24 protein-coding genes and 1 pseudogene are annotated in these 25,721 nt (G+C 71.2%); 11 read left to right on the forward strand and 14 right to left on the reverse strand.

Annotated elements, in window-relative coordinates; translation table 11 throughout:
* The first annotated feature begins 123 nt into the window (after positions 1-123).
* Positions 124-915, forward strand: coding sequence for a serine protease (locus ACGFZQ_RS15720; RefSeq protein ID WP_351729689.1), 792 nt, complete (start codon positions 124-126; stop codon positions 913-915).
* A 233-nt stretch (positions 916-1,148) separates the two neighbouring features.
* Here the strand turns inward: ACGFZQ_RS15720 and ACGFZQ_RS15725 are convergent, their stop codons facing one another.
* Positions 1,149-2,252, reverse strand: coding sequence for a winged helix DNA-binding domain-containing protein (locus ACGFZQ_RS15725; RefSeq protein ID WP_393840840.1), 1,104 nt, complete (start codon positions 2,250-2,252; stop codon positions 1,149-1,151).
* 164 nt (positions 2,253-2,416) lie between these two features.
* On the opposite strand from ACGFZQ_RS15725, the gene ACGFZQ_RS15730 reads away from it, so the two are divergent.
* The 6 genes from ACGFZQ_RS15730 to ACGFZQ_RS15755 all read left to right on the forward strand — a co-directional run bounded on the left by ACGFZQ_RS15730 (position 2,417) and on the right by ACGFZQ_RS15755 (position 6,759).
* Positions 2,417-3,598 carry a magnesium and cobalt transport protein CorA gene (locus tag ACGFZQ_RS15730; RefSeq protein WP_393840841.1) on the forward strand — a complete coding sequence of 394 codons (1,182 nt, stop codon included), beginning with the start codon at positions 2,417-2,419 and terminating at the stop codon, positions 3,596-3,598.
* 530 nt (positions 3,599-4,128) lie between these two features.
* A complete protein-coding gene (locus tag ACGFZQ_RS15735) occupies positions 4,129-4,632 on the forward strand; it encodes a helix-turn-helix domain-containing protein (RefSeq protein WP_393840842.1) in 504 nt (167 codons plus the stop codon).
* Between the two features lie 40 nt (positions 4,633-4,672).
* Positions 4,673-5,116 (forward strand): hypothetical protein, encoded by a 444-nt coding sequence (locus tag ACGFZQ_RS15740; protein WP_393840843.1) that lies wholly within the window; start codon positions 4,673-4,675, stop codon positions 5,114-5,116.
* A 71-nt stretch (positions 5,117-5,187) separates the two neighbouring features.
* Positions 5,188-5,820, forward strand: a complete 633-nt coding sequence (locus tag ACGFZQ_RS15745; RefSeq protein WP_393840844.1) for a sigma-70 family RNA polymerase sigma factor — start codon at positions 5,188-5,190, stop codon at positions 5,818-5,820.
* The gene (locus ACGFZQ_RS15750) at positions 5,817-6,131 is read left to right on the forward strand and encodes a hypothetical protein (protein ID WP_393840845.1); all 315 of its coding nucleotides are present in this window, start codon (positions 5,817-5,819) and stop codon (positions 6,129-6,131) included. The genes ACGFZQ_RS15745 and ACGFZQ_RS15750 overlap by 4 nt, the downstream gene beginning before the upstream one ends.
* Before the next feature lie 13 nt (positions 6,132-6,144).
* Complete coding sequence (locus tag ACGFZQ_RS15755) at positions 6,145-6,759, forward strand: DNA-binding response regulator (protein ID WP_393841191.1); 615 nt, start codon at positions 6,145-6,147, stop codon at positions 6,757-6,759.
* A gap of 56 nt (positions 6,760-6,815) precedes the next feature.
* Here the strand turns inward: ACGFZQ_RS15755 and ACGFZQ_RS15760 are convergent, their stop codons facing one another.
* Both ACGFZQ_RS15760 and ACGFZQ_RS15765 read right to left on the reverse strand, forming a co-directional pair.
* Positions 6,816-8,096: an NtaA/DmoA family FMN-dependent monooxygenase gene (locus ACGFZQ_RS15760; protein WP_393840846.1), complete on the reverse strand. Its 1,281-nt coding sequence runs from the start codon at positions 8,094-8,096 to the stop codon at positions 6,816-6,818.
* 92 nt (positions 8,097-8,188) lie between these two features.
* Positions 8,189-9,256 (reverse strand): LLM class flavin-dependent oxidoreductase, encoded by a 1,068-nt coding sequence (locus tag ACGFZQ_RS15765; RefSeq protein WP_393840847.1) that lies wholly within the window; start codon positions 9,254-9,256, stop codon positions 8,189-8,191.
* Positions 9,257-9,647: 391 nt separating this feature from the next.
* Between ACGFZQ_RS15765 and ACGFZQ_RS15770 the strand changes: the two genes are divergently transcribed.
* Together ACGFZQ_RS15770 and ACGFZQ_RS15775 are read left to right on the forward strand one after the other, a co-directional pair.
* The gene (locus ACGFZQ_RS15770) at positions 9,648-10,679 is read left to right on the forward strand and encodes an aldo/keto reductase (RefSeq protein WP_393840848.1); all 1,032 of its coding nucleotides are present in this window, start codon (positions 9,648-9,650) and stop codon (positions 10,677-10,679) included.
* Between the two features lie 435 nt (positions 10,680-11,114).
* Positions 11,115-11,264: pseudogene (locus tag ACGFZQ_RS15775) on the forward strand (aldehyde dehydrogenase family protein); the annotation flags it as partial.
* Between the two features lie 97 nt (positions 11,265-11,361).
* Here ACGFZQ_RS15775 and ACGFZQ_RS15780 read toward each other — a convergent pair.
* The 10 genes from ACGFZQ_RS15780 to ACGFZQ_RS15825 form a co-directional block, all read right to left on the reverse strand.
* On the reverse strand, positions 11,362-11,958 hold the full coding sequence (locus ACGFZQ_RS15780; protein ID WP_393840849.1) for a helix-turn-helix domain-containing protein: 597 nt from the start codon (positions 11,956-11,958) through the stop codon (positions 11,362-11,364).
* Positions 11,955-12,875, reverse strand: coding sequence for a sugar phosphate isomerase/epimerase family protein (locus ACGFZQ_RS15785; protein WP_393840850.1), 921 nt, complete (start codon positions 12,873-12,875; stop codon positions 11,955-11,957). The genes ACGFZQ_RS15780 and ACGFZQ_RS15785 overlap by 4 nt, the downstream gene beginning before the upstream one ends.
* A 22-nt stretch (positions 12,876-12,897) precedes the next feature.
* Positions 12,898-13,437 (reverse strand): MarR family winged helix-turn-helix transcriptional regulator, encoded by a 540-nt coding sequence (locus ACGFZQ_RS15790; protein ID WP_393840851.1) that lies wholly within the window; start codon positions 13,435-13,437, stop codon positions 12,898-12,900.
* Positions 13,438-13,770: 333 nt separating this feature from the next.
* A complete protein-coding gene (locus ACGFZQ_RS15795; protein WP_393840852.1) occupies positions 13,771-14,907 on the reverse strand; it encodes a hypothetical protein in 1,137 nt (378 codons plus the stop codon).
* Positions 14,904-15,212, reverse strand: coding sequence for a helix-turn-helix domain-containing protein (locus tag ACGFZQ_RS15800; RefSeq protein ID WP_351697821.1), 309 nt, complete (start codon positions 15,210-15,212; stop codon positions 14,904-14,906). The genes ACGFZQ_RS15795 and ACGFZQ_RS15800 overlap by 4 nt, the downstream gene beginning before the upstream one ends.
* Entirely contained in the window at positions 15,209-15,952 is a 744-nt protein-coding gene (locus tag ACGFZQ_RS15805; protein WP_393840853.1) for a hypothetical protein, read from the reverse strand. The genes ACGFZQ_RS15800 and ACGFZQ_RS15805 overlap by 4 nt, the downstream gene beginning before the upstream one ends.
* Positions 15,949-16,233: a hypothetical protein gene (locus ACGFZQ_RS15810; protein ID WP_393840854.1), complete on the reverse strand. Its 285-nt coding sequence runs from the start codon at positions 16,231-16,233 to the stop codon at positions 15,949-15,951. The genes ACGFZQ_RS15805 and ACGFZQ_RS15810 overlap by 4 nt, the downstream gene beginning before the upstream one ends.
* Positions 16,230-17,024 carry a hypothetical protein gene (locus tag ACGFZQ_RS15815; RefSeq protein WP_393840855.1) on the reverse strand — a complete coding sequence of 265 codons (795 nt, stop codon included), beginning with the start codon at positions 17,022-17,024 and terminating at the stop codon, positions 16,230-16,232. The genes ACGFZQ_RS15810 and ACGFZQ_RS15815 overlap by 4 nt, the downstream gene beginning before the upstream one ends.
* Positions 17,025-17,132: 108 nt before the next feature.
* Positions 17,133-17,834 carry a Crp/Fnr family transcriptional regulator gene (locus ACGFZQ_RS15820; RefSeq protein ID WP_393840856.1) on the reverse strand — a complete coding sequence of 234 codons (702 nt, stop codon included), beginning with the start codon at positions 17,832-17,834 and terminating at the stop codon, positions 17,133-17,135.
* Positions 17,835-17,975: 141 nt separating this feature from the next.
* A complete protein-coding gene (locus ACGFZQ_RS15825; protein ID WP_393840857.1) occupies positions 17,976-22,427 on the reverse strand; it encodes a hypothetical protein in 4,452 nt (1,483 codons plus the stop codon).
* Between the two features lie 489 nt (positions 22,428-22,916).
* On the opposite strand from ACGFZQ_RS15825, the gene dacB reads away from it, so the two are divergent.
* Complete coding sequence (gene dacB, locus ACGFZQ_RS15830; protein ID WP_393840858.1) at positions 22,917-24,251, forward strand: D-alanyl-D-alanine carboxypeptidase/D-alanyl-D-alanine-endopeptidase; 1,335 nt, start codon at positions 22,917-22,919, stop codon at positions 24,249-24,251.
* Positions 24,252-24,324: 73 nt separating this feature from the next.
* Positions 24,325-24,885, forward strand: coding sequence for a GNAT family N-acetyltransferase (locus ACGFZQ_RS15835; protein WP_393840859.1), 561 nt, complete (start codon positions 24,325-24,327; stop codon positions 24,883-24,885).
* Between the two features lie 23 nt (positions 24,886-24,908).
* On the opposite strand, the gene ACGFZQ_RS15840 is transcribed toward ACGFZQ_RS15835, so the two are convergent.
* Entirely contained in the window at positions 24,909-25,676 is a 768-nt protein-coding gene (locus tag ACGFZQ_RS15840) for a class I SAM-dependent methyltransferase (RefSeq protein ID WP_393840860.1), read from the reverse strand.
* Between the last annotated feature and the right edge of the window lie 45 nt (positions 25,677-25,721).

Below are 25,721 nucleotides of genomic sequence, written 5' to 3' on the forward strand. Positions count from 1 at the left end.
GGGTTCCGGGTTCTAGCTTATGGATGTGCCGCTCGCCCGGGCATACGGGGGTCGGTCCCGCGACCCCCGTGCACCCCCCACACCCGCGCGACCCCCCACCGGCAACCCCCACTGAGGAGACTCATGTTCGGGCTCAACCGCGCCAGAAAGACCGCCGCCGTCCTGGCGGCGACGGCTGCCGCCGCAGCGACCGCGCTGATCGCGTCCCCCACCGCGTCAGCCGCCCCCCAGCCCATCGTCGGCGGCACGACGACCACGACCACCGCGTACCCGTTCATGATGCAGATCACGGACGCGTCCGGCAGCCAGTTCTGCGGCGGCACCCTGGTGTCGGCCACCAAGGTGGTGACCGCCGCGCACTGTATGGAGGGCGAGTCCACCAGCAGTGTCCGTGTGGTCGGCGGCCGCACGAATCTCAACGGCACCAACGGCACGGTCAGCCGGGTCAGCAAGATCTGGATCAACCCGGACTACACGGACGCCACCAACGGCGACGACGTGTCGGTCCTCACCCTCTCGACGGCGATGTCGTACACCCCGGCGTCGTACGTCAGTTCCTCCCAGACCAGCGTGTACGCGGCCGGCACCACGGCCCGCATCCTCGGCTGGGGCACCACCTCGGAGAACGGCAGCTCCTCCAACCAGCTGCGGACCGCGACCGTCCCGATCGTGTCCGACACCAGCTGCAAGAGCTCCTACGGTTCGGACTTCGTCCAGACCGACATGGTTTGCGCCGGATACACATCCGGTGGCGTAGACACCTGCCAGGGCGACAGCGGCGGTCCCCTGCTCATCGGGGGCGTCCTGGCAGGGATCACTTCCTGGGGAGAGGGGTGCGCGGAGGCCGGTTACCCGGGTGTCTACACCCGGCTGACCACCTTCTCGAACCTGGTGACCACGCAGGTCAACTCGTAACCAGAAGACCTCCCGAGCCTCGCTCGGGTGAGTGACCAGGGGGCGTTGCGGGCTACCACGAGCAGCCCGCAACGCCCCCTATCCATGTCCCGGCCCGGCTACTTGCCGGCGGTGAGCCTGCACGGTCCCGGCGGGAATCCTGCCCCGACTCCGCAGGCCCCGTTCGCATGTCCTCCGAACGAGTGGCGCGGGCGGCGTCACGACGATCGGGCCGAGCGGACCGAACCCAGAGATCACCGGGCTACGACGGTCCCGAACCGGATGTCGTACGACGTTCCGGGGTGCAGGACGGCCAGCATCCGCTCGCCTTCTTCCACGACGGCGGACCGCTGGGCCCGGCTCAGCGGCCCGAAGGGCTCGATGACCAGGGCGTCGTCCACCGGCTTCCACACGCCCGCCAGAAAGCCGTCCACGAGCAGGGTGCGGTGGGGCTGGTTGCCCTGCCAGAGGCGGCCCCGGTGCTCGGGCGGGACGACCCGGGTGCGGTCGGTGTGCGCGAGGAGGAGGTTGTCGTACTCGGGGAGGAAGCGGGGCGGGGCGGGCGTCCCGGGGTCGGGGCGGGGCGCGTCGGGCAGGTCGAAGAGTTCGACGCCGTGCTCGTCCCGGAAGGCGAGGAGGCGGGGCCGGAGCCGTTCGAAGACCTCGCGCAGCCGGGTCAGTCCGGCCCAGGTCTGCATGTCCTTGACGGAGGCCGGGCCGAAGGCGGCGAGATAGCGCAGCACGGTGTCGTCCGGTGCCGGGGCCGGCGCGGCGGGGCGCCCCAGCCAGTGCTCGGCGGTGGTGAGGGCGACCTGTCCGGACCGGCCCCACAGGCCGCGCGGGGGGACCTGGACGAGGGGCAGGGTGCAGCGGGCGGCGACGGCCAGGGACTGCGGGTCGGCGTCGGGCCACTCGGCGAGGAGGGCCTGGCGCAGTTGGGCCATGGTGCGCGGCTCGGCCTCGACCAGGTCACGGGCGAGGGCGGCGAGCCGGTCCAGGTCGACGCCGGTCAGGCCCTTGCGGAAGGCGGTCAGCTCGCGGTCCCGGGCGGGCTGCACGAGCGGGCGCAGGGTGCGGGCGTCGTCGGCGGTGTGGGTGTGGATGGTCGACCGCAGGGTGACGATCCGGACGACCTCCCGGTCCGCCATCAGCCGCGAGAGCCGCTCGGGGTCGAACCCGTCGAGCCGGGCGGCGAGGGCGTAGTACGGCGGCTTCACGTTCTGCGCCTGGAGGCCGACGAGATGCGCCACGGCCTCCTTCACCGACCGGGGTGAGCGGCGCAGCAGCAGCTGACGGTCGAGGGTGGCACGGTTGAGGGCGCGGGTGCCGAGGACCGGGCCGGGGGACGTCTTCGCCATATCGCGCACGCTAACGTCCGTCGCGGACAGATCGTGTCCGCTTCTCTCACCGAATCCCGGCCTTGATTCCCTCCGCCGGGCCTGTATGCCCCGTATATCCTGCGCCAAGACCCACTGATCACGCCTGACCACGCCGATGCAGTCCCCATCGAGAGGCGGCCGCGATGTCCGAGCGACGCCCCAGCCCGGTCTCGAAGAACTCCGGGAACGGCAGGAACGGCCGCAGCGCCAGACGGTCCGTCTGGCGCCGTGCCCTGCCGCCGGAGCAGGACACGGCCGACCTGCCGGAGCCGGAGTCCGCGTCGGCGGCGGGGCCGGGCGAGCCGCCGAGCGTCGTGGAGGCGGCGCTGTACCGCGACGGGGTGCGGGTGTCGACGCCGGCGACCCTGGCGGAGACGTACCGCGAACTGCGCGACCAGCCCGCGGGGATGGCGTGGATCGGCCTGGCCCGCCCCACCTCGGACGAACTCCTCTCCCTGGCCACTGAGTTCGACCTGCATCCGCTCGCGGTCGAGGACGCGATGGAGGCACACCAGCGCCCGAAGCTGGAGCGGTACGGCGACACGCTCTTCGTGGTCCTGCGTGCCGCCCGCTATCTGGACGCGCCGGAGGAGGTGGACTTCGCCGAGCTGCACGTCTTCGTGGGCCCGGACTTCGTGATCACGGTCCGGCACGGCGCGGCACCGGATCTCTCGGCGGTCCGCCGCCGTATGGAGGACAGCCCCGACCTGCTGAAACTCGGCCCGGAGGCGGTCCTGTACGCCATACTCGACGCGGTGGTCGACGGCTACGCCCCGGTCGTCGAGGGCGTCCAGAACGACATCGACGAGATCGAGACGGAGGTCTTCCGCGGCGACCCGGAAGTCTCCCGCCGTATCTACGAACTCTCCCGCGAGATGGTCGAGTTCCAGCGCGCCACCCGCCCCCTGGTCGGCATGCTGCACAGCCTGATCGCCGGTTTCGCCAAGTACGAGACGGACGAGGAACTCCAGCGCTACCTCCGCGACGTCGCCGACCACGTCACCCACATCAGCGAACGCGTGGACGGCTTCCGCCAGGCCCTCACGGAGATCCTCACGGTCAACGCGACCCTGGTCACCCAGCAACAGAACGCGGAGATGCGGGCGTTGGCGGAAGCGGGCTTCGAACAGAACGAGGAGATCAAGAAGATCTCCAGCTGGGCCGCAATTCTGTTTGCTCCCACACTCGTCGGCACTATCTACGGCATGAACTTCTCCCACATGCCCGAGCTGCACTGGGGGTTCGGATACCCCTTCGCGATCGGCCTGATGGGGGTTGTATGCGCCAGTTTGTACGTGATTTTCAAGCGGCGGGACTGGCTTTAGGGGGAGCGCTCTCCCACGCGGAGTTCTGCTGTTTACTCTCACAGCTCCCAAAAGCAGGGCACAAACGGGCTCTGGGGAGTCCCTGGGGAGAAGTGCTGTGGATGATCTCCTCGTGCTGCTGTAACCCGGCATCTGACCTGGCCTTTTGAGCACTTCTCAACCGCCGAGCTTCCCTGTTCACCAGCGTCTGCCGAGCCGACTCACTCCTGTGACACATCGCGTCCTGTGACAACGATGCGCCGCCCCGCTGCCCGTCACCGATGCGTTCGGTGTCCCCATCACAGCCTATGCGCTGCCGCAGGCGGGACTGAGCGCCTGGCAAGACGCCATTGAGGACCTGTGCGCCGCCTGCGGCATGCGCCGTGTCCGCATCACACAGCCCATACCAGGGGTGCGTGGCGCGCGGGTTCGGGCACGAGCCGCTGGAGGCGGTGATCCGCTCACTGCTGCTCGGCCGCGACGGCTCTCCCATCTGCCGACGGGGTCAGTTCGTGGTCTGCCGATGAAGTGCCGTTCGGGGGACGAGGAGAGTGCGTGACGACGAACTCCTCACCGTCCCCGAGGCGATGGCCCGTTTCAAGGTCGGCCGCTCCGCCCTCTACGACCTTCTGCGCAACGGCCGGCTGGCCTCGCTGAGCATCGGCCGCGCCCCCCGCATCCCCATCCCCTCGCTGACTACGTTCAACATCACTTGGAAAAGGCCACCCGATGACCGCGCCCAAGCGCAAGAAGACCCACGCCAACGGCGACGGCACCGTCTACCAGTGCAAGGACGGGCCGGTGGGAGGTTGCCGGATACGTCCTCGCGTCCGATGGACAACCACGGTGCACGGGAAGTCACGGTGGTGAGCGCCGTCGGCACCGGCGCCCGGCCGACGCTCGACCTCGGCCGTGGCAAGAGGGGTGCCCGGCACGACATGCCCCACGAAGGCTGCAGATTTTTTGCGGACAGCGACAACCTCGGGTGGGGCCGCACGTCTGGTGGGGTGAAAGGCGGTTTCCGGGATGGGATTTTCAGCCCCGGTGCTGCCTGACCTGTCAGCGTTGTCCATGAACTCTATGGAGTCGTTTTCTATGCGCCACGTCCGCGCCAAGAAGTCAAACCGTTCCCTCCGCACCTGGGTGCTGGGGTCGACTGCCGGTCTCGCCCTGGTGGTGGGCGGCGGCATCGCCGCTCAGGCGGCCACCGCCGGCCACGCGCACCCGGCCAAGTCGGCCACGGTCGACCCGAAGCCCGTGCCCTCCACCCCGGGGAAGCAGACCTCCACCGACACCGACCCGACCCCGGTCCCGGGCGACGCGAACGGCAAGCCCTACCCGTCCGCCGTGCCCTCCACCTCGGGGAAGCGCACCTCCACCGACACCGACCCGACCCCGGTCCCGGGCGACGCGAACGGCAAGCCCTACCCGTCCGCCGTGCCCTCCACCTCGGGGAAGCAGACCTCCACCGACACCGACCCGACCCCGGTCCCGGGCGACGCGAACGGCAAGCCCTACTCGGGTAACACCAGCCGCTGAGCCGCCGACCATAGGTGTGGCGGGGTCGGACAGGAGCCGGCCCCGCCGTACCCCTGTTGTGAACGAGGACGATGCAGCTCACCCTTGCCCTGCCCTGGTGGGCCCGGCTACTGCGCCGCGCCCGTACCACCTCCTCCACTCCGGCGTCGGGCACGCCACTCCTCGGCCGACGATTCCGGCACCTGCGTTCGGTGGCCGACCGGGACGGCGAGGAAGACTCCCCCACACTCGCCGATCTGTACCGGACCCGGCGGCTCGACATGGTCCGGCTGGCGGTCTTCCTGGTGGACGACCTGCACACCGCCGAGGACGTCGTCCAGGACGCCTTCGCCGCCGTCTGCCGTCGGCACGGCGAACGGCTGGACGACCTCCAAGACGCGCACGCCTACCTCCACACCGCGGTGGTCAACGCCGCCCGCTCGGTGCTGCGTCGGCGGCGCACCGCGCGTGCGTACACCCCGCCGTACCAGGGCCCGGGGGCGCCGGTCGACGAGCTGCTGCTGCTCGCCGAGGAGCACCGGCAGGTCTTCGACGCGCTGGCGCAGCTCACCGCGCGCCAGCGCGAGGTACTGGTCCTGCGTTACTGGTCCGACCTGAGTGAGGCGCAGATCGCCGAGACCCTCCGCGTGTCCCGTGGCACCGTTAAGTCGACCGCGAGCCGCGCGCTCGCCACACTGGAAAAGCTCTTGGAGGTGGACCGATGAGTACTCGGGCACCGATCGAGGAACGGCTGCGCGCTGCGCTGGAAGCGCGCGGGCAGCTCATCAGCGCCCACGACTTGTCACCGGCCCGCCCGCCTGCCGGAAGTACCTGGGGCACACGCAGGATTCGGCGGGTGCTGTACGTCGCCGCAGCCGCCACTGCGGCGGCCGCAGCCGCGGTCATCTTCCTGCTGTCCTCCAACACCCCGGACCGGCCTCGCCCGGCACCGCCCGCACAACATTCCAGCCCCGCCGTCACCCCTACCTCCACCGTCCCGTCCCCGGTGCCCTCCGCCGTCGCATCCACGTCCTAGTAGAGCTCCGTTACTGACCTTGAACTTGGGTTCCCGCGGGCGAGTCCGACTGGAGGCACGATCGCATCGGCCGGTGCAGGGGGCGGGACTTCGTGATGACCGTCCGCCGCAGACCGACGCGCGGGGCGCGCACGGTCTCGCCGCCACGTCGGAGATCTGCGCGGATCCGGAACTGCGGGCCAGCCGCATCCTGATCCTCACCACGTACGAGACCGACGAGTACGTCGCCCAGGCGCTGCGCGCGGGGGCCGGCGGCTTCATCGGCAAGGGCATCGGGGCCGAGGACCTGCTGGACGCCGTGCGTACGATCGCCGCCGGCGACACTCTTCTCTCCCCCGCCGCGACACGCTCCCTGGTCGCCCGTTTCCTGGCCACTCCGGACGACGCCCCGCCGCACCACGCCGAACGGCTCGCCGTACTCACCCCGCGTGAACGCGAGATGGTGGCCCTGGTCGCGACCGGCCTGTCCAACCAGGAGATCGCCGAGCGGATGTTCCTCAGCCCCTTCACCGTCCGCGCCCACGTGCAGCGCGCCATGACGAAGCTGGAGGCCCGCGACCGGGCGCAACTCGTCGTCATCGCCTATCGGACGGGGCTGGCCCACTCCGCCCCCGACCGGCTGCCGTAGTCCGGTAAGTGGGCAAGAGCCCCTTGGCGGTCCCCCACACCTGCCCACGGTCCGGGTCAGACCCGGACCGGTGCGGTGTCGCGGGCCGGGAGTTCGAGTCCGAGGTTCTCGCGGAGCGTGGTGCCGGTGTAGTCGGCGGCGACGATCTTTCGTCTGCGCAGCTCGTGCAGGAGGCCGTTGACGACGAAGTCGTGCTGGCGCGGGTCCGCGAGTCCGCTGAGCGAGATCACGTCCAGGACGCCTGCGCGGAAGCGTTCCTCGACGGCGTCGGCGAGTTGCTCGGGCGTTCCCGCGGCGGCCCAGTGTCCGGTGTCCTGCGCCGCGATGATGAGCTCCCGCAGCGTGTAGCCCTGCCGCGCGTAGCCGGTGAAGATGTCGGCCCGGCCGCGGCGGCGGTTCACCGACGTCACGTCGGGCAGCAGGCTCTCCGGCAGCGTCGCGTCGAGCGGGAGCTCCGACAGGTCGACTCCGCCGCCGAGCATGTCGGCCAGCTGGACACGGCCGCGTTCGAAGTCGATCGACTCCCGCTTCTCGCGTACGAGCCGCTGCGCCTCCGCCTCGGTGGCGCCGTACGTGGCGTGGAACGAGCTGAAGATCAGCGGCAGTCCGTCGGCCCGTCCCAGGCTCCGGGCCTGGTCGCGGATCTTCCGGGTGAAGTCGAGAGCGTGGTCGAGGGTCGGCAGCGACGTGAACACGATCTCCGCGTAGCGGGCGCCGAGCGCCGTCCCCGCGGCGGACTGCCCGGCCTGTATCTGCACCGGGCGCCGCTGCGGCAGCGGCGGGATGTTCAGCGGACCGGTCACGGTGAAGAACCGGCCGGAGTGGTGGATCGGGTGCACCCGGTCGCGCCGCAGCACCGCCTTCCCGTCCGCACCGGACGTCAGCGCGCCGGGTTCCCAGCTGTCCCACAGCGCGTTGACCACGTCCAGTGTCTCCGCGGCGCGCGCGTAACGCTCCTCCGGGCTGGGCAGTTCGCCGGCGCCGAAGTTCTCCTCACCGATCGAGGAGGTCACCAGGTTCCACGCGGCCCGCCCGTTGCTGACGTGATCGAGGGTGCCGAAGAGCCGGGCCAGGTTGAACGGGTGGTGGAAGGTGCTCGACACCGTCGCGATCAGGCCGATCCGCTTGGTCACCTGGCTCAGCGCGGAGACGAAGACCAGCGGCTCCTGCGATCCGATCGCACCCTGGGCGTCGAACCTGAGCAGATCGGCGGTGAACAACGCGTCGAACCTTGCCGCCTCGGCGAGCTTCGCCACCCGCACGGCGGTGTCCAGAGTGGATCGGGCCGGGTCGATCGCCAGGTCGTACGTCTCCGACGTACCACCGGCTCCGGTCACGGTCTTCAGTGTTCTGGGCTGCTTTGCGCTCACTACGCGTCCGTTCTCGTCGATGTCGGTAGGGACGGGCCCTGGGACGAACCACCGCGTGGTCACCGCAGCAGGGGCAGCAGTTGGTCGCCGATGCGGCTGATCTCCTGCTGGTAGGGGGTGTCGGAGAGGACGAAGTGGGTGATGCCGAGCTTGCGGTAGTTGTCCAGCGCCGTGGCCACGTCGGCGGCGGAGCCGACCAGCCAGGTGGTCCCCGCTCCCCCGCCGCCGAACCTGCCGGGCGTGGTGTACAAGCAGGTGTCGAGCACCTCGCCCCGCGCGGCGAGGTCGAAGAGCCGCCGCTGTCCGACGGCGGTCCTGCGGTCCCCCGCCCAGGTCAGCTCCTTCCCCCCGTCCGCCGCCATCCTCGCGACCCGCTCCTCGGCCGCGCGCCACGCCTCCTCCGTGGTGTCGCGCACCAGCGTGGTGATCCGCAGCCCGAACTCCAGCGGCTTGTGCCTGCGGCCCACCTGCTCGCTCAGCGCCTTGAGGCGGTCGATCCGTCCGGCGAGTCCGTCGAGCGGTTCACCCCAGAAGAGCTGGACGTCCGCCTCCGCCGCCGACACCCGCTCGGCGGCCTCGGACGCACCGCCGAAGTAGAGCGTCGGATGCGCTCTCGTACCGGTCGCGTACGGGCGTGGGGCCACCGTGGACCGGCCGACCTGGAAGTGTTCGCCGTCGAACGTCACGTCCTCCTCGGTCCACAGGCGTCGTACGAGATGGAGGAACTCCCGGGTGCGGTCGTAGCGTTGTGCGGGATCGCTGCGGGTGTCGCCGTACGCGGCGAGGTTGTCCAGTCCGCTGACGATGTTGACCAGGACCCGGCCGCGGCTGAGCTGGTCGAGGGTCGCCGCCGCACTGGCGAAGTGAGCGGGCTGCCAGTAGCCGGGACGGATCGCGATCAGGGGCTTGAAGGTGGTGGTCCGGGCGGCCAGCGCGGTGGCGACGGTGAAGGTGTCCGGGCGGCCCCATCCCGTTCCCAGGAGCGCGCCGCCCCACCCGTGTTCCTCGGCCGCGCGGGCCAGGTCGGTGGAGTACTCGACGGAGCCCCACCCGGTCGTCGTGTCGTCACCGCGATGTCCCGGCTCGACGGTGTTGGGGATGTACCAGAGGAATTCCGGGCTCATCATGCTTCCGATCACTGTGCGGGGTGGCGGCTGTCAGAAGGCAGGCGGAGGACACCGTCTGAGGCACTGTGCACGGATCGGCGTCGAGCGCCCGGGGCAGCGGGACTCACGTCCTCGCGGGTTAGAGCGGACGCGGCAGCACGCGACAGTGGACTGGCGAAGGGGACCAGAGGATCAACACTGGGCGCTGGACACCCGTACGAGGTCGACGCATCGCTCGCTGGTGAGCATCAGGACCTCGGGCATGCGATCGAGTCTCCGAGTGATCGACCGGAATGTCAATGCGCCGATCCGCCGCCGCACGGCCGGTGCGGAGCCGACCGCCGCCGGCCTCTTCCTGCCTGATTGGATGTGCCCAGCCCCCCGATCCCTCGCCTGGACGGACCTTCCCCGCATGGCATTTGGCGCCCCCTCCCATCGAGCGGCCGACGACCGCTACGAACAGCTCGGCAGCTACCGCAGGGCCGGCGACTCCGGCATCGAACTCCCCGCCTTCTCGTTCGGCCTCTGGCAGAAGTTCGGGACGGACCGCCCCCACGCGACCCAGCGCGAGATAGTGCTGCACGCCTTCGACCTCGGCATCACCCACTTCGACAACGCCAACCGCTACGGTCCGCCGCCGCGCGCCGCCGAGAAGTTCTTCGGCACGGTGCTCCGAAAGGACCTCGCGCCGTACCGGGACGAACTCATCCTGTCGACCAAGGCCGGCAACCCGCTCGGTCCGAGTCCCTATCTCAGCGGCGGCTCCCGCAAGTCGCTCCTGGCCTCGCTCGACCACAGCCTGCGCGATCTCGGCACCGACTACGTCGACATCTTCTACAGTCACAGCCCCGACCTCGCCACTCCGCTGGAGGAGACCGTCGGCGCCCTGGTGAGCGCGGTCCGGTCCGGAAAGGCGCGCTACGCGGGCATCTCCAACTACTCCGCCGAACGGGCCCATGAGGCAGCGCAGTTGCTCCGCCGGGCCGCGGTCCCGCTGCTGGTCCATCAGCCTCGTTACTCGGTCTTCGATCGTCGCCCGGAGCTCGACGGCCTGCTCGAACTCGCCGCCGAGGACGGCTTCGGACTCGTGGTCTACAGTCCACTCGCCCAGGGCCTGCTGACCGACAAGTACCTCGACGGCACGATCCCTCCGGGCGCCCGCGCCCGTGACAGCGCCTTCCTGTCGCCCGACGCCATCGACGACACCTACCGCGAACGCGCGACGGCGCTCGACGAGATCGCCCGGCGACGGGGCCAGTCACTGGCGCAGCTCGCGTTGCAGTGGGTTCTGCGACAGCCCCAGGTGACCAGCGCGCTCATCGGCGCGAGTTCCACGTGGCAACTGGACCACAACCTCAAGGCGCTGGACTTCCCGCCGCTGACGGACGAGGAACTCACGCTGATCGACCGGCACGGCGTCCACGGAACCGGCGCCCGCCGCTGACCGGCACGGCGGCCGTCACGCTCATCCGGACCACCCGGCAGGTGGGACCCCGGGAGACTCGGGCACCGCCAACGGACCGGACCCACGGCTTCAGTTCGCCGCGCGGCGCGACCTCGGCGAGGTCGATCGAGTCCTGGGTGCTGATGAGGGTGTCGGTGTCGCCGCTGCCTCCGGCTCGTCCTCACCCTCACCCTGCTCGCCGACTGGATCGCCCCGTACGGCCCCGACGACCAGGAACTCATCGCCGACCTCCAACCACCCCGCTGGCGCCCACTGATTGGGCACCGGCGAGCTGGGCCGGGACGTACTGAGCCGACTGATGTACGGCGGCCAGGTCACCCTGCTCGGCGTCCTGATCACGCTGGTCGTGTTCCTGAGCATCGGCGTGCCGGCGGGCATGATGGCCGGTTACCGGGGCGGCTGGTTCGACCGGTTCTGCCCGACGCCGATCTCGACAAGGCCGTACCGGCGATGGTCCCCAGCATCGTCACGAACAGCGGCCAGGTCTGCGCCGCCGGATCGCGCGTGCTGGTCCACACATCCCTGCAGGGCCGAATGGTCGAGGCGCTGGCCGAGGGCTTCCGGGCCGTCCGGGCATCGATCGGCTCCTCGCCACCCCCAACCTGGTCTCCGCCTTGCGCCGTGTGGAGGACCGGTGCCGTTGTCACATCAGCCTCAGGGGTCACTCACGTATCGGCTCGCGGCGATTCGGCCACGGGCCACTCCCCCGGAGCTGCGCTGGTCGGCGGTCGGCGCATCGCACCCCCGGATTCGTCCGGGGAGAGATCCGGCTCAAACACGCGCGTTCGAGTCGGGCTGGGTCCCGTGCCGTGGTCGCCAGGAGTGCTCTGCCCGCGCTCGTGGCCGTCAGGGGGAGTTCGTCGCCGGAAGCAGCGAGTACCAGGCCGGCGCCGGGTGCGGCAATGGTGTCGAGGCACAGCAGGTGATCGCCGCTGAGCGTCGCCAGTGCCACCCCCGCGCCAGTGCGGCGCGCCAAGGCGTGCAGATGCACCGCCGCGGCTCGGCGCAGCTCCCGCTCCCAGGGCGCGGCGGCGCCCAGGCGCCAGATGTGCTCCCCGAGCTGGTACCGGCCGGATGCCGTGCGGACCAGCACGGCCCCCTGGAGCAGCTCGCCCAGCAAACGGTGCGCCGTGGAGACCGGGAGGCCGGCGCGGCGTGCGATCTCACTCAGCGTCAGAGGGCGCGGGGCCGTCGCGACGATGTCGAGGAGGCCGAAGATGCGCCTGGGCAGCGAGCGTTCGGGGACGCCCTCGGTCATGGTCGTCGCGTCCTTCGGCCTTCCCGGTTCGCCAGGATGTCGAGCGCCGCCGCGTGAGTCCGGTCGAAGGCTTCGCGCGCCTGGAGCAGAAAACGCTTCGGCGGCATGGCCCAGTAGGAGTCCGGGAGTACCGTGCCGTAGGTGCCGTCGTCGGAGAAGATCTCCAGCTCCCACCATCCGCGATAACCGGCTTCGATGAGAGTGGCCATGATCTCCGGTGCGACTCCTCGCCCCTTTCCCGGTAGCTCGCGATCGAACGCACAGCGCTCCGGATCGCGGATGTCGCACACCTGGACACTGTTGATCCGTGAGGCATACCGGCGCAGATCTTCCTGCAGCCCGGGCTCGGACCAGCTGTGGAAGACGCTGAACATGATCCCCACGTTGTCCCGGCCCACGGTGTCGACGACGTCGACCAGCTCGTGCATCGACGGCACCGCCGAGCCTCGCCGCCGGGCCAGCAGTTCCAGTCCGATGCGGACACCGCAGGCCGCGGCGGTGTCCGCGATGGCGGGCAGGACCTCGAGGACGGCATCCAGTGGACCCGCCGGATTGTCGGGGTCCCCGGACGCCCCAGGGGCGATGGTGACCACCTCCGGCGTGAACGCCGCGAGCCGCTCGATGCTCGCGCAGATGAGGTCGCGTCTGGCCAGGATGTCCTGGGGCGCGCCCGGAGGGTCGATCTGGGAGGGAAGAACGCAGTTGACGGCCGGCACGCAGAAGGTGGCGGAGATCCCGGCCGCGCGCATCCGGTGCGCGACCTCCGGGTCCGAGACGCCGGCCAGCTTGCGCTCCCAGAGTCCCAGGCCGCGCGTGCCGGTCGCGGCCACGTTCTCGATGTCGTCCCAGACGGTCGAGTGCGGCATCGAGGTCGCGTTGACCGCATAGGGAACGGCGAAGGGAACGGCGGGTGGCATCATGGCCTCCGTCTCACACGCGTCATGTCTGCTCTGTGGTCGCGGCCGCGTCCATCGTCCGCTGCAAGTTGCTGAGCACGTCGAGTGCCTGGCTCGCTTCGGCGGCGCTCAGGTGCTCCAGGCCGCAGAAGGACGTCGCGATCCGGCGCATCGCGTCCTCCGCGATCGTGCGCCCGGCCGGCCGCAGGCTGATCAGCACCCCGCGCAGGACCTCGGGATCCGGTACGCGTTCGACCAGCCCCAGCTCGGCGAGGCGGTCGACCTGCTTGCTGACCGCTCCCGAAGTGATCATCAGCCGCTTGAACAGCGCCGTCGGGCTCATCGCGTACGTCGGCGCGGACCTGCGAAGCGCCAGGAGCACGCGTAGGTCACCGGGTCCGATGCCGCTGCTTCGCGCAAGAGCCGTGAAGGCATGCTCGACCTGCTGCGCGAGGCGCAGGATTCCGGCGGAGACCAGGAAGGGTGCGAGATCCAGACCGGGCAGCTCGCCTGCCCAGGCAGCGGCGATCTCGCTCGGCTCCGACGTCTCGGTCCGGGAATGCCTGTCCGTCCGCGACGCCACGAGAACCACTCTCCTTGACCGAGCTCCGCAAGCATCGGACTTCTTCGGAAGTTAACTTCCATGGAAGTCTAAGCTGTGCGTCACCGCACATCCATGAGCGAACTGTCAGCGAGTCCGGGTACAAGAGCCCCCCGTGGGGGCGACGAGCGCCTCGCGACCTCAACCGAGCGAAGCGCCTCCAACGCCTGCCGGTGCCTGCGGCGGCGCCCGTTCTCGGTCCCCTTGTTGTTCTCGGTAGCAGGGTCGTGGGCGGCGATTCCCTTCGCCCCGACCCTCGTCCGGAGCGCGCAGTGCCCGGGCCTCTGAGGAGGCCCGGGCACTGGGAGGGCAGAGTCAGGCAGTGGCAACGGGTGCCAGAGCGCGGGCCTTGGCCGCCCACTCCCCCATCCTCGTGATGACGGAGGTCAGTTGCCGCACCGCCGAGGAGATCTCCTTCACCGGCTTTCGGAGGTGCCGGCTCACCCGGACCATGGCGCCCACCGTGGTACCGAAGGCGCCGATCTGTACCAACCCCTCCTGCGCGGCCTCGTCCAGGGACATCAGCTGCTCCAGGAACTCCTCCGCTCCCTCGCCGCGCTCGTCGGGCGGCGTCATCTCGATGAGCCCCAGCGCGGCCCGCACCCCGCTGTCCAGGGTCGCCATCCGCTCCGCGAACGCGCCGGCGACGGTGTTCAGTTCGCCCGCCGGCGCACTGATCGTCTCCGCATACCGGGCGACTGCGGCAAGCCGTGCGCTCGCGGGAGCGTTCGCCTGGGTCAGATCGAGCATCTCGCTGCCGGACTGCTCGGTCAGCGCTTCGATCGTCTCGATGGTCTTCGTGATCGCCTCCATGTCGGCGGCCATCTCGTCCAGGCCGTCCTCGATCACGGCGAAGTCGTCGAGCAGACCGGGCGAGTCCTCGTCCTCCCCGTTCCCGCCGTCGTCGGCCTCCGAGTCGGAGGCCGGTCCGTCACCGGTCTGAAGTCCGCGCAGCACCCGTGCCGGTGTGAGGAGTTCGAAGCCGTCCCGGAGCCCGGCCGCCAGGGCGCCTTCGATCTCCTTGCGCGCTCCGGCCAGCTGGCTGCGCGTCCGCTGGTAGCGGATCGTCCTGATCGACGCGATGTCGAAGGGCAGCTGCCCGGCCTCCCCGATGTGGATCGTCGGCTTGCCGGTGATGTGCCGCAGCCCCAGCTCGTACATCACGTTGGGGTTGCCACCGCTGACGTCCGCGACGACCAGGTCGGACTCGACGACGTGCCGGCAGATCTGCTCGTTGATGTCACCGGCGTGCGCGATGCCGTCCGCACGCACGGCGGTGATGCCGTACTTCTCGCAGGCGGGAGCGATCACCTGCTCGAAGATGCCGAGATGGTGCTCGTACGCCTCACGCTCGGGGCTGCCGTGCGCGGCGTGCGGGTCGCCGATGGGGCCGACGACGAAGCACATCCGGGGCTGGTCGGACTCCTGCCGGAGCGTCTGTGACGAGATCATGCGGAAACCTCCGATGCGCGGGCGTGGATGTCGTGGGGCCGGGCTGCGGGCGCGGCGTCGTCCTCCAGGGGGACGGCGTACACCGGTCGCTCCTCGATGCCGAGGGTGCGCAGCAGGTAGGCGGTGGGGATGCGGTAGCGTCCGCCGACCCGCAACACGGGGCACGGGAAGGCGCCGAGGCGGATCAGCTTGTACGCCGTCGCGGGGCAGATACCGAAGGCACGGGCGGCTGTGCGCAGGTCGACGCTCAAGGGCAGGTCGAGGGCCTCCGCGAAACCGAGCGGCGGACCGGACCGCCCGCTCACCGCCGCGCTCCCGCGGGGCGCAGGACCAGCGTGCCGATGAGGTCGGCCTCCTCGTGGCGGCGGGCCCGGAACACCAGGTCGGGCAGGCGGGTGGCGGTCCGCCGGCCGCCTTGCCGCGGGTGCGGCTCGGCGAAGCGGAGCGTGGCGTACAGGCCCTCGCGGCGTGGCGGAGGCGTGATGTGCACTTCCCATCCCCCGGGCGGGAGGGGCCGTTCCTCCGACGGAACGGTGGCGTCGCGGGCCTCGGCGAAGGCACCGATGTCGACGACGGGGATCTCCCGCGTGACGCGCTTCGCGTAGGCCCACATCCGGTTCACCGCGTCCTTGACCAGGCGACCGCCCGGGTCCGGGCCGTCCGGGTCCGCCGCGTCGAGGGCGGCAAGCACGGCCAGGACGGCCTCCGCCTCCAGGTCGGCCCGGTCGACCTGCCGCCAGAGGCGCAGGATCCGGTGCAGGTGCCGGTACAGCCCGGGAAGGGCCAGCCAAACGACGAGCAGCCGTCCGGCGCCGTCGGTGTTCCGCGGCTCCCCCCGGGCCTCGGCGACGGCCTGTCGCCAGACCGCCGCGCCCAGCACCGCGTCCCGTCGCGGGCCGTAGAGCGCCCTCCTGCTCTCCTCCGGGGAGAGCAGGACCGCACAGGAGCCGACGTGCACCGTGAGGGACGGCCGTGTTCCGCCGGGCGGTCCGAGGACGCCCCGGTCGATCCGGGCGAAGACGCCTCCGGGTCCGGTCGGTGTCATCCCTCCTCCTTTCCGGCCTCGTCGGGCCGGAGGTACGCCAGCGCGGCGGCGGCTCGGCCGCAGGCACGTGCGAGATCGGTCAGGGCCGACCGCACAGCCGCGTGCCACGTCATGCGGGCCGGGTACGCCGTCCCGTTCCGGCGTCGGAGCCGTGCGGCGGGCGAGGCGGCCGGGTGGAAGTGAATGCCGCCGTACACGGCGTGGCCGACGTTCACCCCGTAGTCCGCCCACTGGCTGTCGCCGCGCTCGCGCGACGGCGGGGGTTCGTAGGCGGCCGTCACCGGGCGGGCCCGGGGCCAGCCGGCGGAGGGGGCACGGGCAGGCCGACGGTGAGACCGCCGGCGACGTCCCGGCCGACGGCGACACCCTGGTGGACGTACTGGGACAGCGCCGTCCTGCTTGGGGCGGCGCGGCCGTCCGGCGAGGGCTTCGGCCCCTGCGTCTCGGCCACGGCCGACCGCACGTCGTCCGGCGCGTAGCCCGGCACGCGGATCCAGCCGTAGCCGCCGAACTCCTTCACCCGCACATGGGCCTGCACGTACTGCGCGGGGTCGAGGTCCGGCCGCCCGGACCGCACGACGTCCTGGTACAGGCGGTCCGACACGATCACGGCGAGATCCGCTGCGGTGAGGGTGGCGAGTACGGTCCTGAGCTGGGACGCGTTGACATAGCGCGCCACGGCGACCGGAGCCGGGCCGGCGTGGCCCAGGGCGGCGTCCGCGACCACGCCGGTGTCCACGGCCATCCGCAGCCTGACCCGCTGGGCGGCCGGACGGGCGTTGCGGTCCCCGAGGCGGATCGCGAGGTGATGGACGAAGGGACCCAGGACGGCGGCCTCCGGCGTGGCCTCGGGGAGGACGGCGAACTCCAGGTCGCCCTGCGGCTGACGCGTCCAGGCGGCCCGGTCCAGCCCGGTCAGCGTCGCCGCCTCATCGAGCATCCGGACCAGCTCGGACTGGACGGCCGACTGCGCCCGGGTGTCGAGACGGCTGTACTGCTCCACGTCCGCGGCCAGGCACAACCGACGGTGCGGCAGGCCCTCCCGCGGGCCGGGAGGAGAGATTTCGTTCACGACAACTCGCCACCTTCCAAGGGGGGTTGGGTGCATGCACGCCAACTGTGCGAGGAAGGGGCGGGGCAGCCAAGAATGCCGCATTAGTGCGGCTTTCTGGCCATGGCCCTAGGCGACCGGGACACTCAGCCGGGCCGCCTTGCGCAGGCTGACCAGGTCCCGTACGTAGGTTTTCCGGGAGTCGGTGCTGATGATGTTCTTGTCCCGCAACCGGGCGAGTGCCTGGTGCACGCTGCGCGTTCTGGCTCCGGTGAGTGCGGCGAACTCGGGCTGGGTCAGGTTCACGTCGATGCGCAGCGAGTTCCGTTCGGGCTGCCCGTACGTGGCGGCGAGTTCGACGAGGACACGTGCCAGCCGGACCGGGACCGGGTATCCGCCCAGTTCGAGCCGTAGGCGGTCGGATCGGCGAAGCCGGCCGCAGACGAACCGAATGAGCGACAGCGACGTCTCGGGACGGGCGAGGAGGAAGGCCTCCAGTTCGTTGCGCGGGACGACGGTGGCGACCACGTCACCGCAGGCGGTGACCGTGGCCGACCTCGGCCCGGCGCCCATCGCCGCCACCTCGCCGACCACGTCCCCGGCGATCCTGATGTCCATGAGCGACGCCCGGTCACGGTCCAGCCGGGCAGTCACCTTCACGAGGCCCTCATGGAGGACCACCAACTCCTGGGCGTGGTCGCCCTCGTGGATGAGTACGTCGCCCACGGCGTAGCGGCGTCGGGTGCCGAGCCGGGTGAAGGCCGCGCGAGCTTCGGGCGACAACGTGTCGAGGAAGGCCGCGCGACCGTTGGGGTTCGAGCCGTGCATCATCCGCACAGCACAGCACTCGGCAACCCCGGCGGCGAAGGTTTCCGCCCGGTGCGCCGGACGCACCCTGGGGCGCGCGGCGGCGCACGGCGGGAGCATTCGCCCGACTTCCTGCGGTCCGGGACCGAGAACGGGCAGTTGCGTTCAGCGCCGGTCGGCGTCGTTGATCGCCTCGGCCACTCCGTAGGACCCGAGCAGCAGCAGCCGGTCCAGCAGGTCGAGGATCTCGGACCGGCGCGCGGGCGACGTGGCCTGGACGTAGGCACGGACCAGCAGTCGGCCGATGTGGCGGGCGGCGCCCGCCGCACGGCGGGGCGGATCGGCCGAGGCCGGGCCGAAGACCGTGAGAAAGCGCCGTACACACGTCAGGACCAGTTCGTCGACCCGGTCAGGGGCGTGTTCGAGCGTGATCAGCAGCTGGGTCAGGGCGGCCCCGAAAGCGCGTGAGTCGATCAGTGCGGTGATCGTCCGCCGGTAGGGCCCCAGACGTCGGTCGCGCAGTTCGGCGGCCACCGCGGCGGCGGCTTCCCGTACCTCCTCCTCGGAGTCATGGAAGAACCGGACGAGCGCGTGGTGGGCGAGCGCCGCGTCACCGGTGTTCAGGAGGCGCTGGGCACACACGTCGGCGGCTCCCTGCCGCTGCGCCGTGTCGTTCCCAGCGAGCACCTTCGCCAGCAGGTCCGGCATCTCCCACTCCATCGCGGCCAGCGCGGCGACCTGCCCGCCGCCCCTACGCACCGGCGCCACCGGGGAGTGCAGCATCCGTTCCGTCAGCGGTCCGGCCGCCGCCCGGTCTCCGTGCATCAGGGCGACGGCCAGACGGGGCACGTACGGTGACGCCAGCAGCTGGTCGGGGGACCGGACGAGCACCGCGAAGGCATCGGCCACCGCCGGGCGATCGTGGCGGATCGCGGCACCCAGCAGGTGAGCCACGCAGGCCCGGACGTCCAGGGAGGGGTCGGCCGCCAGCCGGCCCAGGTGGGGGACGACCAGGGCGGCGCGGGAACCATCCGCGTCGTGGAGGAGCAGATCGCCCAGGCTCTCGGCCGCGCTGCCCCGTACGGTGTTGATCCCGGCGGTGAGCAGGTCGCGCGTCACGTCGCCCCCGCCCGCGCCGGACAGATCGCCGGTTCCGCTCGGCTCACCCGAGTCGAGAGCGCGGCTGAGGAGGGCTTCCACCAGGTCGAGCGGCACGTGGTCGAAGTACTTCCGCAGAGCGTGCCCCAGCCAGCGGTCCTGCTCGGGCCTGCCCCTGCCCGCGAAGTGGCGCACCGCCGCGAAGACGGTTTCCGGGTCGTCGTACGGCTCGGCTTCCCCCAGGCCAAGCAGCAGTGAGGCACCGTAGGCCGGGTGCGTCCCGGCGTCGATCCGCGGGGCGAGCCGCGCGAACCGGCCAGGGTCCGCCACCGTCATGTTCCGCAGCACGTGCGACAGTTCGCGCGCCCCGCCGGTGGAGGTCGCCCGGTCGGTGCGGTCCTGGCTGTGCTTCCTCATGGCGCTCAGCCACTGGTCGTCGCTCATGTGCCGGGCCGCTTCCGACGGGATGGGCGGTCCGATGAACCCGCCCGTCGCTCCCTCCGGTTCGTCCGGCTCCCGCCGGTCGCCGTGGAGCCGGCGGAGTTCGCCGAGCCGCCGCGCCGCCCGCTCGGAGAGCCGCCCTTCGGGAAGCGCCGTCAGCAGAGTGAACTCGTGCCAGGGCGAGAGCCTGTCGTCCGAGGGATGGCGCAGGTGAAGCAGCAACTGCTCCAGCCGCCCGAAGGTGTCGTCGGGCAGGGTGTCACCGGCGGCACGGAGGACCTCCCGGGCGCCCCACACGGCATTGGCCACATAGCCGGACAGGAAACGGTGTCCGCCCTGGAGAAGGATCTCGGCGGACCACGGAGCGAGGGCGGGTCCCGCCGCGGCCAGTGCCTGGTAGAGGAGCCACTGTGCCGCCTCGTACGGCAGGTCGGCGAGCCCTTCCACGAGCCCACGCGCACGCGTGGCGTCCCGGTGGGCCACCATCCGCAACGCGGTGGCCGCGCCTTGCAGCAAGGCGTCGCCCAGGTCGACGGGAACGTCACCGGGATGGCGGTGCGAGAAGTGCCGGTCGGGGACGGGGCGTCCGGTCCGTGCCGGGTAGGCGGTCAGGCTCATGACGGCCGACAGGACCGGCAGCATCCGCACGCAGAACTCCTCCGGAGCGCCGACGGCGGCGGCGGTCACCGTCTGGAGTGCCGCGTGGTCCCGGGTCAGGAGCACCGCCACACTGCCTCGGTCGTCGAGTCGGAGGGCGTCCGGGCCTTCCGCCAGCAAGGTGTCCAGCAACTCGACCGCCCAGGAGGGCTCTTCGGCTGCCAGGATGTCCGCCGGGTCCCACAGGACGTGTTCGACGTCAGCGAAGAGGCCCGCTCGCACGCCGTCGAGCAGGAGGTCGAAGAGCGGCCTGCTGTGGGCGAGGCGGGCATAGGGAACGATCCGCTCCAGCCACGACCCGTACCGGGGATCGGCGGCGTGTGTTTCGAGGACGCGGGCCACCCGGTCGGGCAAGGTGTCGGTGACCGACATCAACAGTCGTACCGCCCAGTCCTGTTCTCCTGCGTCGGCGCTGCCGAGCCAGTTCTCGACGACCCCCTCGTCGTCCGCGCGACGGAACCAGGCCGGCATGCCCACCATGTCGACCATGCGGTCACGGAAGGGCGGGCGCGTGTCCAGCACACGGGCGACGGCGCCCCACTCGACGGCGGTGGGAGCGTCCAGGCCGCGCAGCACGGCCAGGGTCAGGTCCTTGAGGTGGTAGCGGATCTCCGGACTGGTCAGCAGGGCCACGATCTCCTCGGCGAACCGATCGGGGTCCAGCTCCCGCAGGTGATCGAGCACTTGTCGAAGCTGTCCGCGGCGGAACAGCTCCTGCTCCCCGCCGGTGAGGAAGGCGACCAGACTCTCGTCGCGCCGGAGCCAGTCGCGTGCGAAGGCGTAGTCGAAGAAGCTCTCGTGGAAGAAGGCCAGTTGACGGCCGTCGCGCACACAGACGTGTTCCGACTCCAGTACCTTCCGGCTGGCCGCGAGGTCGTCCGTGTCGAGCACGCTGTACGGCACGGACAGCCGCCGGCGTGCGCTCATGGCGGCCACGACGGCCGAGACCGCGTCATGGAAGCGCACGGAGGGCTGGCGCCGAGCGCACTCCTCCCGTTTGGTGTCCCAGAAGGCGTCGAACAGCTGCCGGGTGGTGTGGAAGGAGAGGGCCTCCGCCTGGTCCGCGACCTGGGCGAGGAGAACGAGATGCAGCGGGGAGCGCAGCAACGCCAGCTGCTGGGCGCCCAGTTGAGAGGCGTCCAGGCCCATTCCGGTGACGGCGGCGTCGACCTGGGCGTCGGAGAGGGACTCGATCGTGACGCGCGCGCAGTGGTCCGGGGTGGTGAGCCTGCGGATGCGAGCGTCGGCGTCTGCGTCGAACGCACGGCAGGCCAGGACGACCCGCATGCCCGGGTGTGCCGCCGCCTCGTCCACCAGGTCGGCCACCGCGTCGAAGGCCTCCGGGATCCGCCCTGAGGCCATGCTGACGGCGTCGAGCTGGTCCACGACGAGGACGCAGGGCCGACCGTCCGCCACGGAACCGAGAGCACCGACAGGGGACAGGGGCAGGCCGATGCGCTGCCCCAGTTCATGGGTCGAGCCGAAGGGGTCCAGGCGGTCGAGACGGAAGGCGAGCACCGGAGTGGCCGCCTGGTCGAGGACGGTGAAAGCCTGGTGCAGTACGGCGCTCTTCCCGTCGCCCGCAGTACCGGTGAGCAGGATGAGCCGTCGATGGTCCGACCTGGCCTCCGCCACAAGGCGGGCGGCCTCCTCACGGGGGATGACGGGCCGAAGCAGCTCACGTTCGACGGTCGCGGCCCACCGTCGCGTCGCCCCGCTCACCGCGTCGGACACCGCGACAGCGTCCGCCCGCCCGACCCGCCGCAGTCCGTACGGCGCCAGCCGGGCGGTGAGGGCCTCGGCGTCGAGGGTGGTGCCCAGGTTGTCGAGCAGGAGTTGGCCGAGGGCGAGCGCTGCCAGGCGGCCAGGTGCTCCGGCCAGGACCTGTTCGGCCAGGACGGCGTTGGTGTGCACGAGGTCCCGTTCGTCGTGCACACCAACGCGGAATCCTCTCAGCATCCTCCAGGCTGTCGCTGCCGAACCGTAGATGTCGGCCGAGGCCAGGGCGTCGAAGGGACCGCGGAGTTCGTCCGTCAGCCACTCGGCCTGGAAGGCGGCGACATCGTCGGAGCGGCGGGCGCGGTCGGCGAGTTCGTCGAGCGCACGGGCCGGAAGCACGGAGACGAAGTGGAATGCCCGGCCCGCCTCGACGTGCGCACGCAGGCTCTCCCACACCCCCTTGTCACGGAGGGCGGCCACGTTCCAGCTGTTCGCGTTGCGGTTCTGCCGCTTGACCTGGTGCACCTCCGTTTCGTGGTCGTGTCGGTAGACGAACTCGACCCCGTCGCCAAGCGGTCCACCAGGCTCCACGAGGAGCGACGAGCCCGAGCCCAGCAATACGTACAAGGCATGTCTGACCGTCCAGGCGCCCTCGTAACGGTTGCCGAACTTGTCCGTCTCGCCACCCGGCCGCGGTACCACCGTGCCCCCCCTACCCCACCCGGCCAGACGAGCCGCGCGCGTGCGCGGACGCTACCGCATGGATGCCAGGCACGCAGAGGGCGGCTGAGCGGGACCCCATTGAGCGGGGCCGACGGCGATCAGCGTGGCGGTAGGCGGCCCACCGCACCGGCACCAGGGCAACGGCGCCCCGGTGAGCCCGGCGCACGGTGAGCCCGGCGCACGGTGAGCCCGGTGCACGGTGAGCCCGGTGCACGGTGAAAACCGCACGTCAACCGGTTCGGTGCGCATCGGCGGCGCGTCGGCTCGTCGTCACACAGCCGTGCCGTGGACGGCCTCGCCGACGCGTCGAAGGAGCCACCCCGGAAGCCCCGCACCGTCGCAAACCGGCCACGCTCCCCCGCTGCACAACGTACCGACGGGTAACGCCAGTTGAAGCTGTTACTTTCCCTTCCAAGATCCCTGGACCTTCCGTACCTCCCCCACTCCACACCCCGTACCGAGGCCCCCATGCTGAACTCGCCCTCCGCCGACCGCGCGGGCGGACGCCACCGCAAGGACAAGACGATCAATCCGGCGCTCCGCCGTGCCGCCGTCATCGCGGTGACCGCCCCCGTGGCCGGGACGATCCTGTTCGGCACGTCCGCCTTCGCCGCCGAGAAGACCGTCTCCAAGACCGCCGCGGCCACGCTCGACCCCGCCGAGCAGAAGATCGCGGACAACCTCGGCACCCGTATCCAGGACACCCGTCTGGGCAGCACGCTGAGCGGTGTCGTCATCGATGCCGAGTCCGACAAGGTCGTATGGGGTCATGACGCGACCACCGCGTTGATGCCCGCGTCCAACACCAAGCTGGCCACGTCGACCGCCGCGCTGACGGTCCTCGGCCCCGACCACCGCTTCACCACGAAGGTCGTCTACGGCGACGGCACCCTCACCCTGGTCGGAGGCGGGGACCGCACCCTCACCTCCGCCGACCTCGACGCGATGGCCACGACCGTCGTCGCGGGCCTGAAGAGCGCGGGCCTGACCTCGGTGAAGGTGCAGGTCGACGACAGCCTCTTCCCCGAGCCCACGCTCGCCACCGGCTGGAACGACGGCTACTACCCCGACTCCATCGCCCCGGTACGGGCGTTGGTGGTCGACGGCCACCACGTCACGGACACGTCCCTGGACGCCGGTCAGACCTTCGCCAAGCTCCTCGCCAAGCAGGGTGTCACCGTCACCGGGAGCGTCACCCACGGCGTCGCCGGCACCAGAACCGTCCCCGTGGCACAGCACCAGTCCGAAGCGCTGTCGGCCATCGTGGAGCACATGCTCAAGGTGAGCGACAACGACATCGCCGAGACCCTGCTGCGGACGACCGCGCTCGCCGCCGGCCGCCCGGCCACCTTCGAGGACGGCACGGCGGTCGTACGCCAGATCCTCGGCCAGTACGGCGTGTCGCTGGACAACTTCGAGATCCACGACGGCAGCGGTCTCTCCCGCGCCAACCGCATCCCGGCACAGACCATCGCCGACCTCCTCGACCTGGCCGACGACCCCGCCAACAGCCGGACCCTGAAGTACATCGTGGACGGTCTGCCCGTCGCGGGTGAGGCGGGCTCGACGCTGGGCCCCGAGTGGGGCCGGTTCGACACCGTGGACTCCCAGTGCGCCGTCGGGAAGGTCAGCGCCAAGACGGGCACGCTCACCGGCGCGATCGCACTGAGCGGACCGACGAAGGCCGCAGACGGAGCCTGGAAGATCTTCTCCTTCATCGAGAACAACTCCACCGCCGACCCCGCCGCCACCAAGGACGCCCTGGACGGCCTCGCCGCCACGGTCAACGGCTGCTGGGCGTAAGGACACGGCACGCCCTGACGACGGAACCCACACTGATCACCTCCGCGGCGGACCGTCTGGCAGGGTGACCGCCATGACAGCGCACGTGACGGGGAAGCCACCCGCGTTCGCACAGGTCACCCGGCCCCAGGAGGCCACCGCTGACCTCAGACGGGAGCTGGTCGACTGCTGGACAGCGGTGACCAACGCGGGCGGGGCGGTCATCGCCGCCGGTTTTCCGCTGCCGCCGGTGAGTACCCGGAACGTGGCGCCCGAGGTCGACCGCATCGTCCGCGGACTCGGCCCGCCCCACGGCCGGCTGCTCGTCGCCACCGTGGAGGACGTGCTCGCGGGCTGGCTGCTCCTGCGCCGGGATCAGCATCCGCTCGTCGCGCACTGCGGGGTGGTCAACCACGTCCAGACGCACCCCCGTTTCCGTGGCCTGGGCATCGGCGCGGCGCTGATGCGTCGCGTGCCCGGCATCGCCCGCGACGAGATGGGCCTGGAGCGGCTGGGTCTCACCGCGCGAGGCGGTACGGGGCTTGAGGTGTTCTACCGGAAGCTGGGCTGGACGGAGGTCGGGCGGTGGCCGGGGGCACTGCGCGTGGCCCCCGGCGACGACCGCGACGAGATCCTGATGAGCCTCAGCCTCTGACGCCTCTGACGCCTCTGCCGGGGTCAGTCCTTGACGGCGACGAGGACGTGACTGTCGCCGAACTGCCAGACGGGGGCGACGTGGCGAAAGCCCGCCTGCCGGAGCAGTTCGGCGTGGCGGGCCGCTGTCACGTCGTGGTCGCCGCCGCCCCCGCCGTGTGCGGCCATGCGCTGCTCGCGCTCGGTCAGCAGATCGGCGAGTTCGGGCTCCGCGGCCGCCGCGCTCCACCAGGACCGCCAGTCCTCGTGCGCGTCGGAGCGCGAGCGCTCGGCCTGCCGGCGGCCCACCAGTGCCGCGAGTTCGGCGCAGGGTGGGCCGGCCGCCGGGAAGTGGTCGCCGTTGACGAGGACCCCGCCGGGGCGCAGGAGTACGGCGAGGCGGCGGTAGGTGCGCAGCAGCGTCGCCTCGGGAAGGTAGTGCAGGGCTGTGGTCGAGACGGCCGCGTCCAGCGGGCGGTCCAGGCCGAGGGCGTCGGTCCAGCCGTCGTCGCCGATCACGGTGTCGACATAGCGGGCGGCGCCCGCGTGGTGGGTTCGGGCGAGTTCCAGGAGCAGCGGGTCCATGTCGACGGCGACGATCTCCGCGTCCGGCAACCGCCGGGCGAGCCGCGCCGCCAGCGAGCCCGGCCCGCAGCCCAGGTCCAGCAGCAGCGGCCTGGCCCGGCCGGCCGAGACATGCTCGACGACATCGGCGATCACGGTGAACCGCTCCTCGCGGTCGACGGCGTAACGCTGTTGCTGTCGCTCCCAGCGCTCCACCCAGTGTCTGGCCGTCGCCATGCTCACGCCCATCTGGCCGCGCCACCTCTTCCGTCGCCCACCTGTCGTCGATGCCGC

The organism is Streptomyces sp. NPDC048254, assembly GCF_043201895.1.
Classification (GTDB): Bacteria; Actinomycetota; Actinomycetes; order Streptomycetales; family Streptomycetaceae; genus Streptomyces.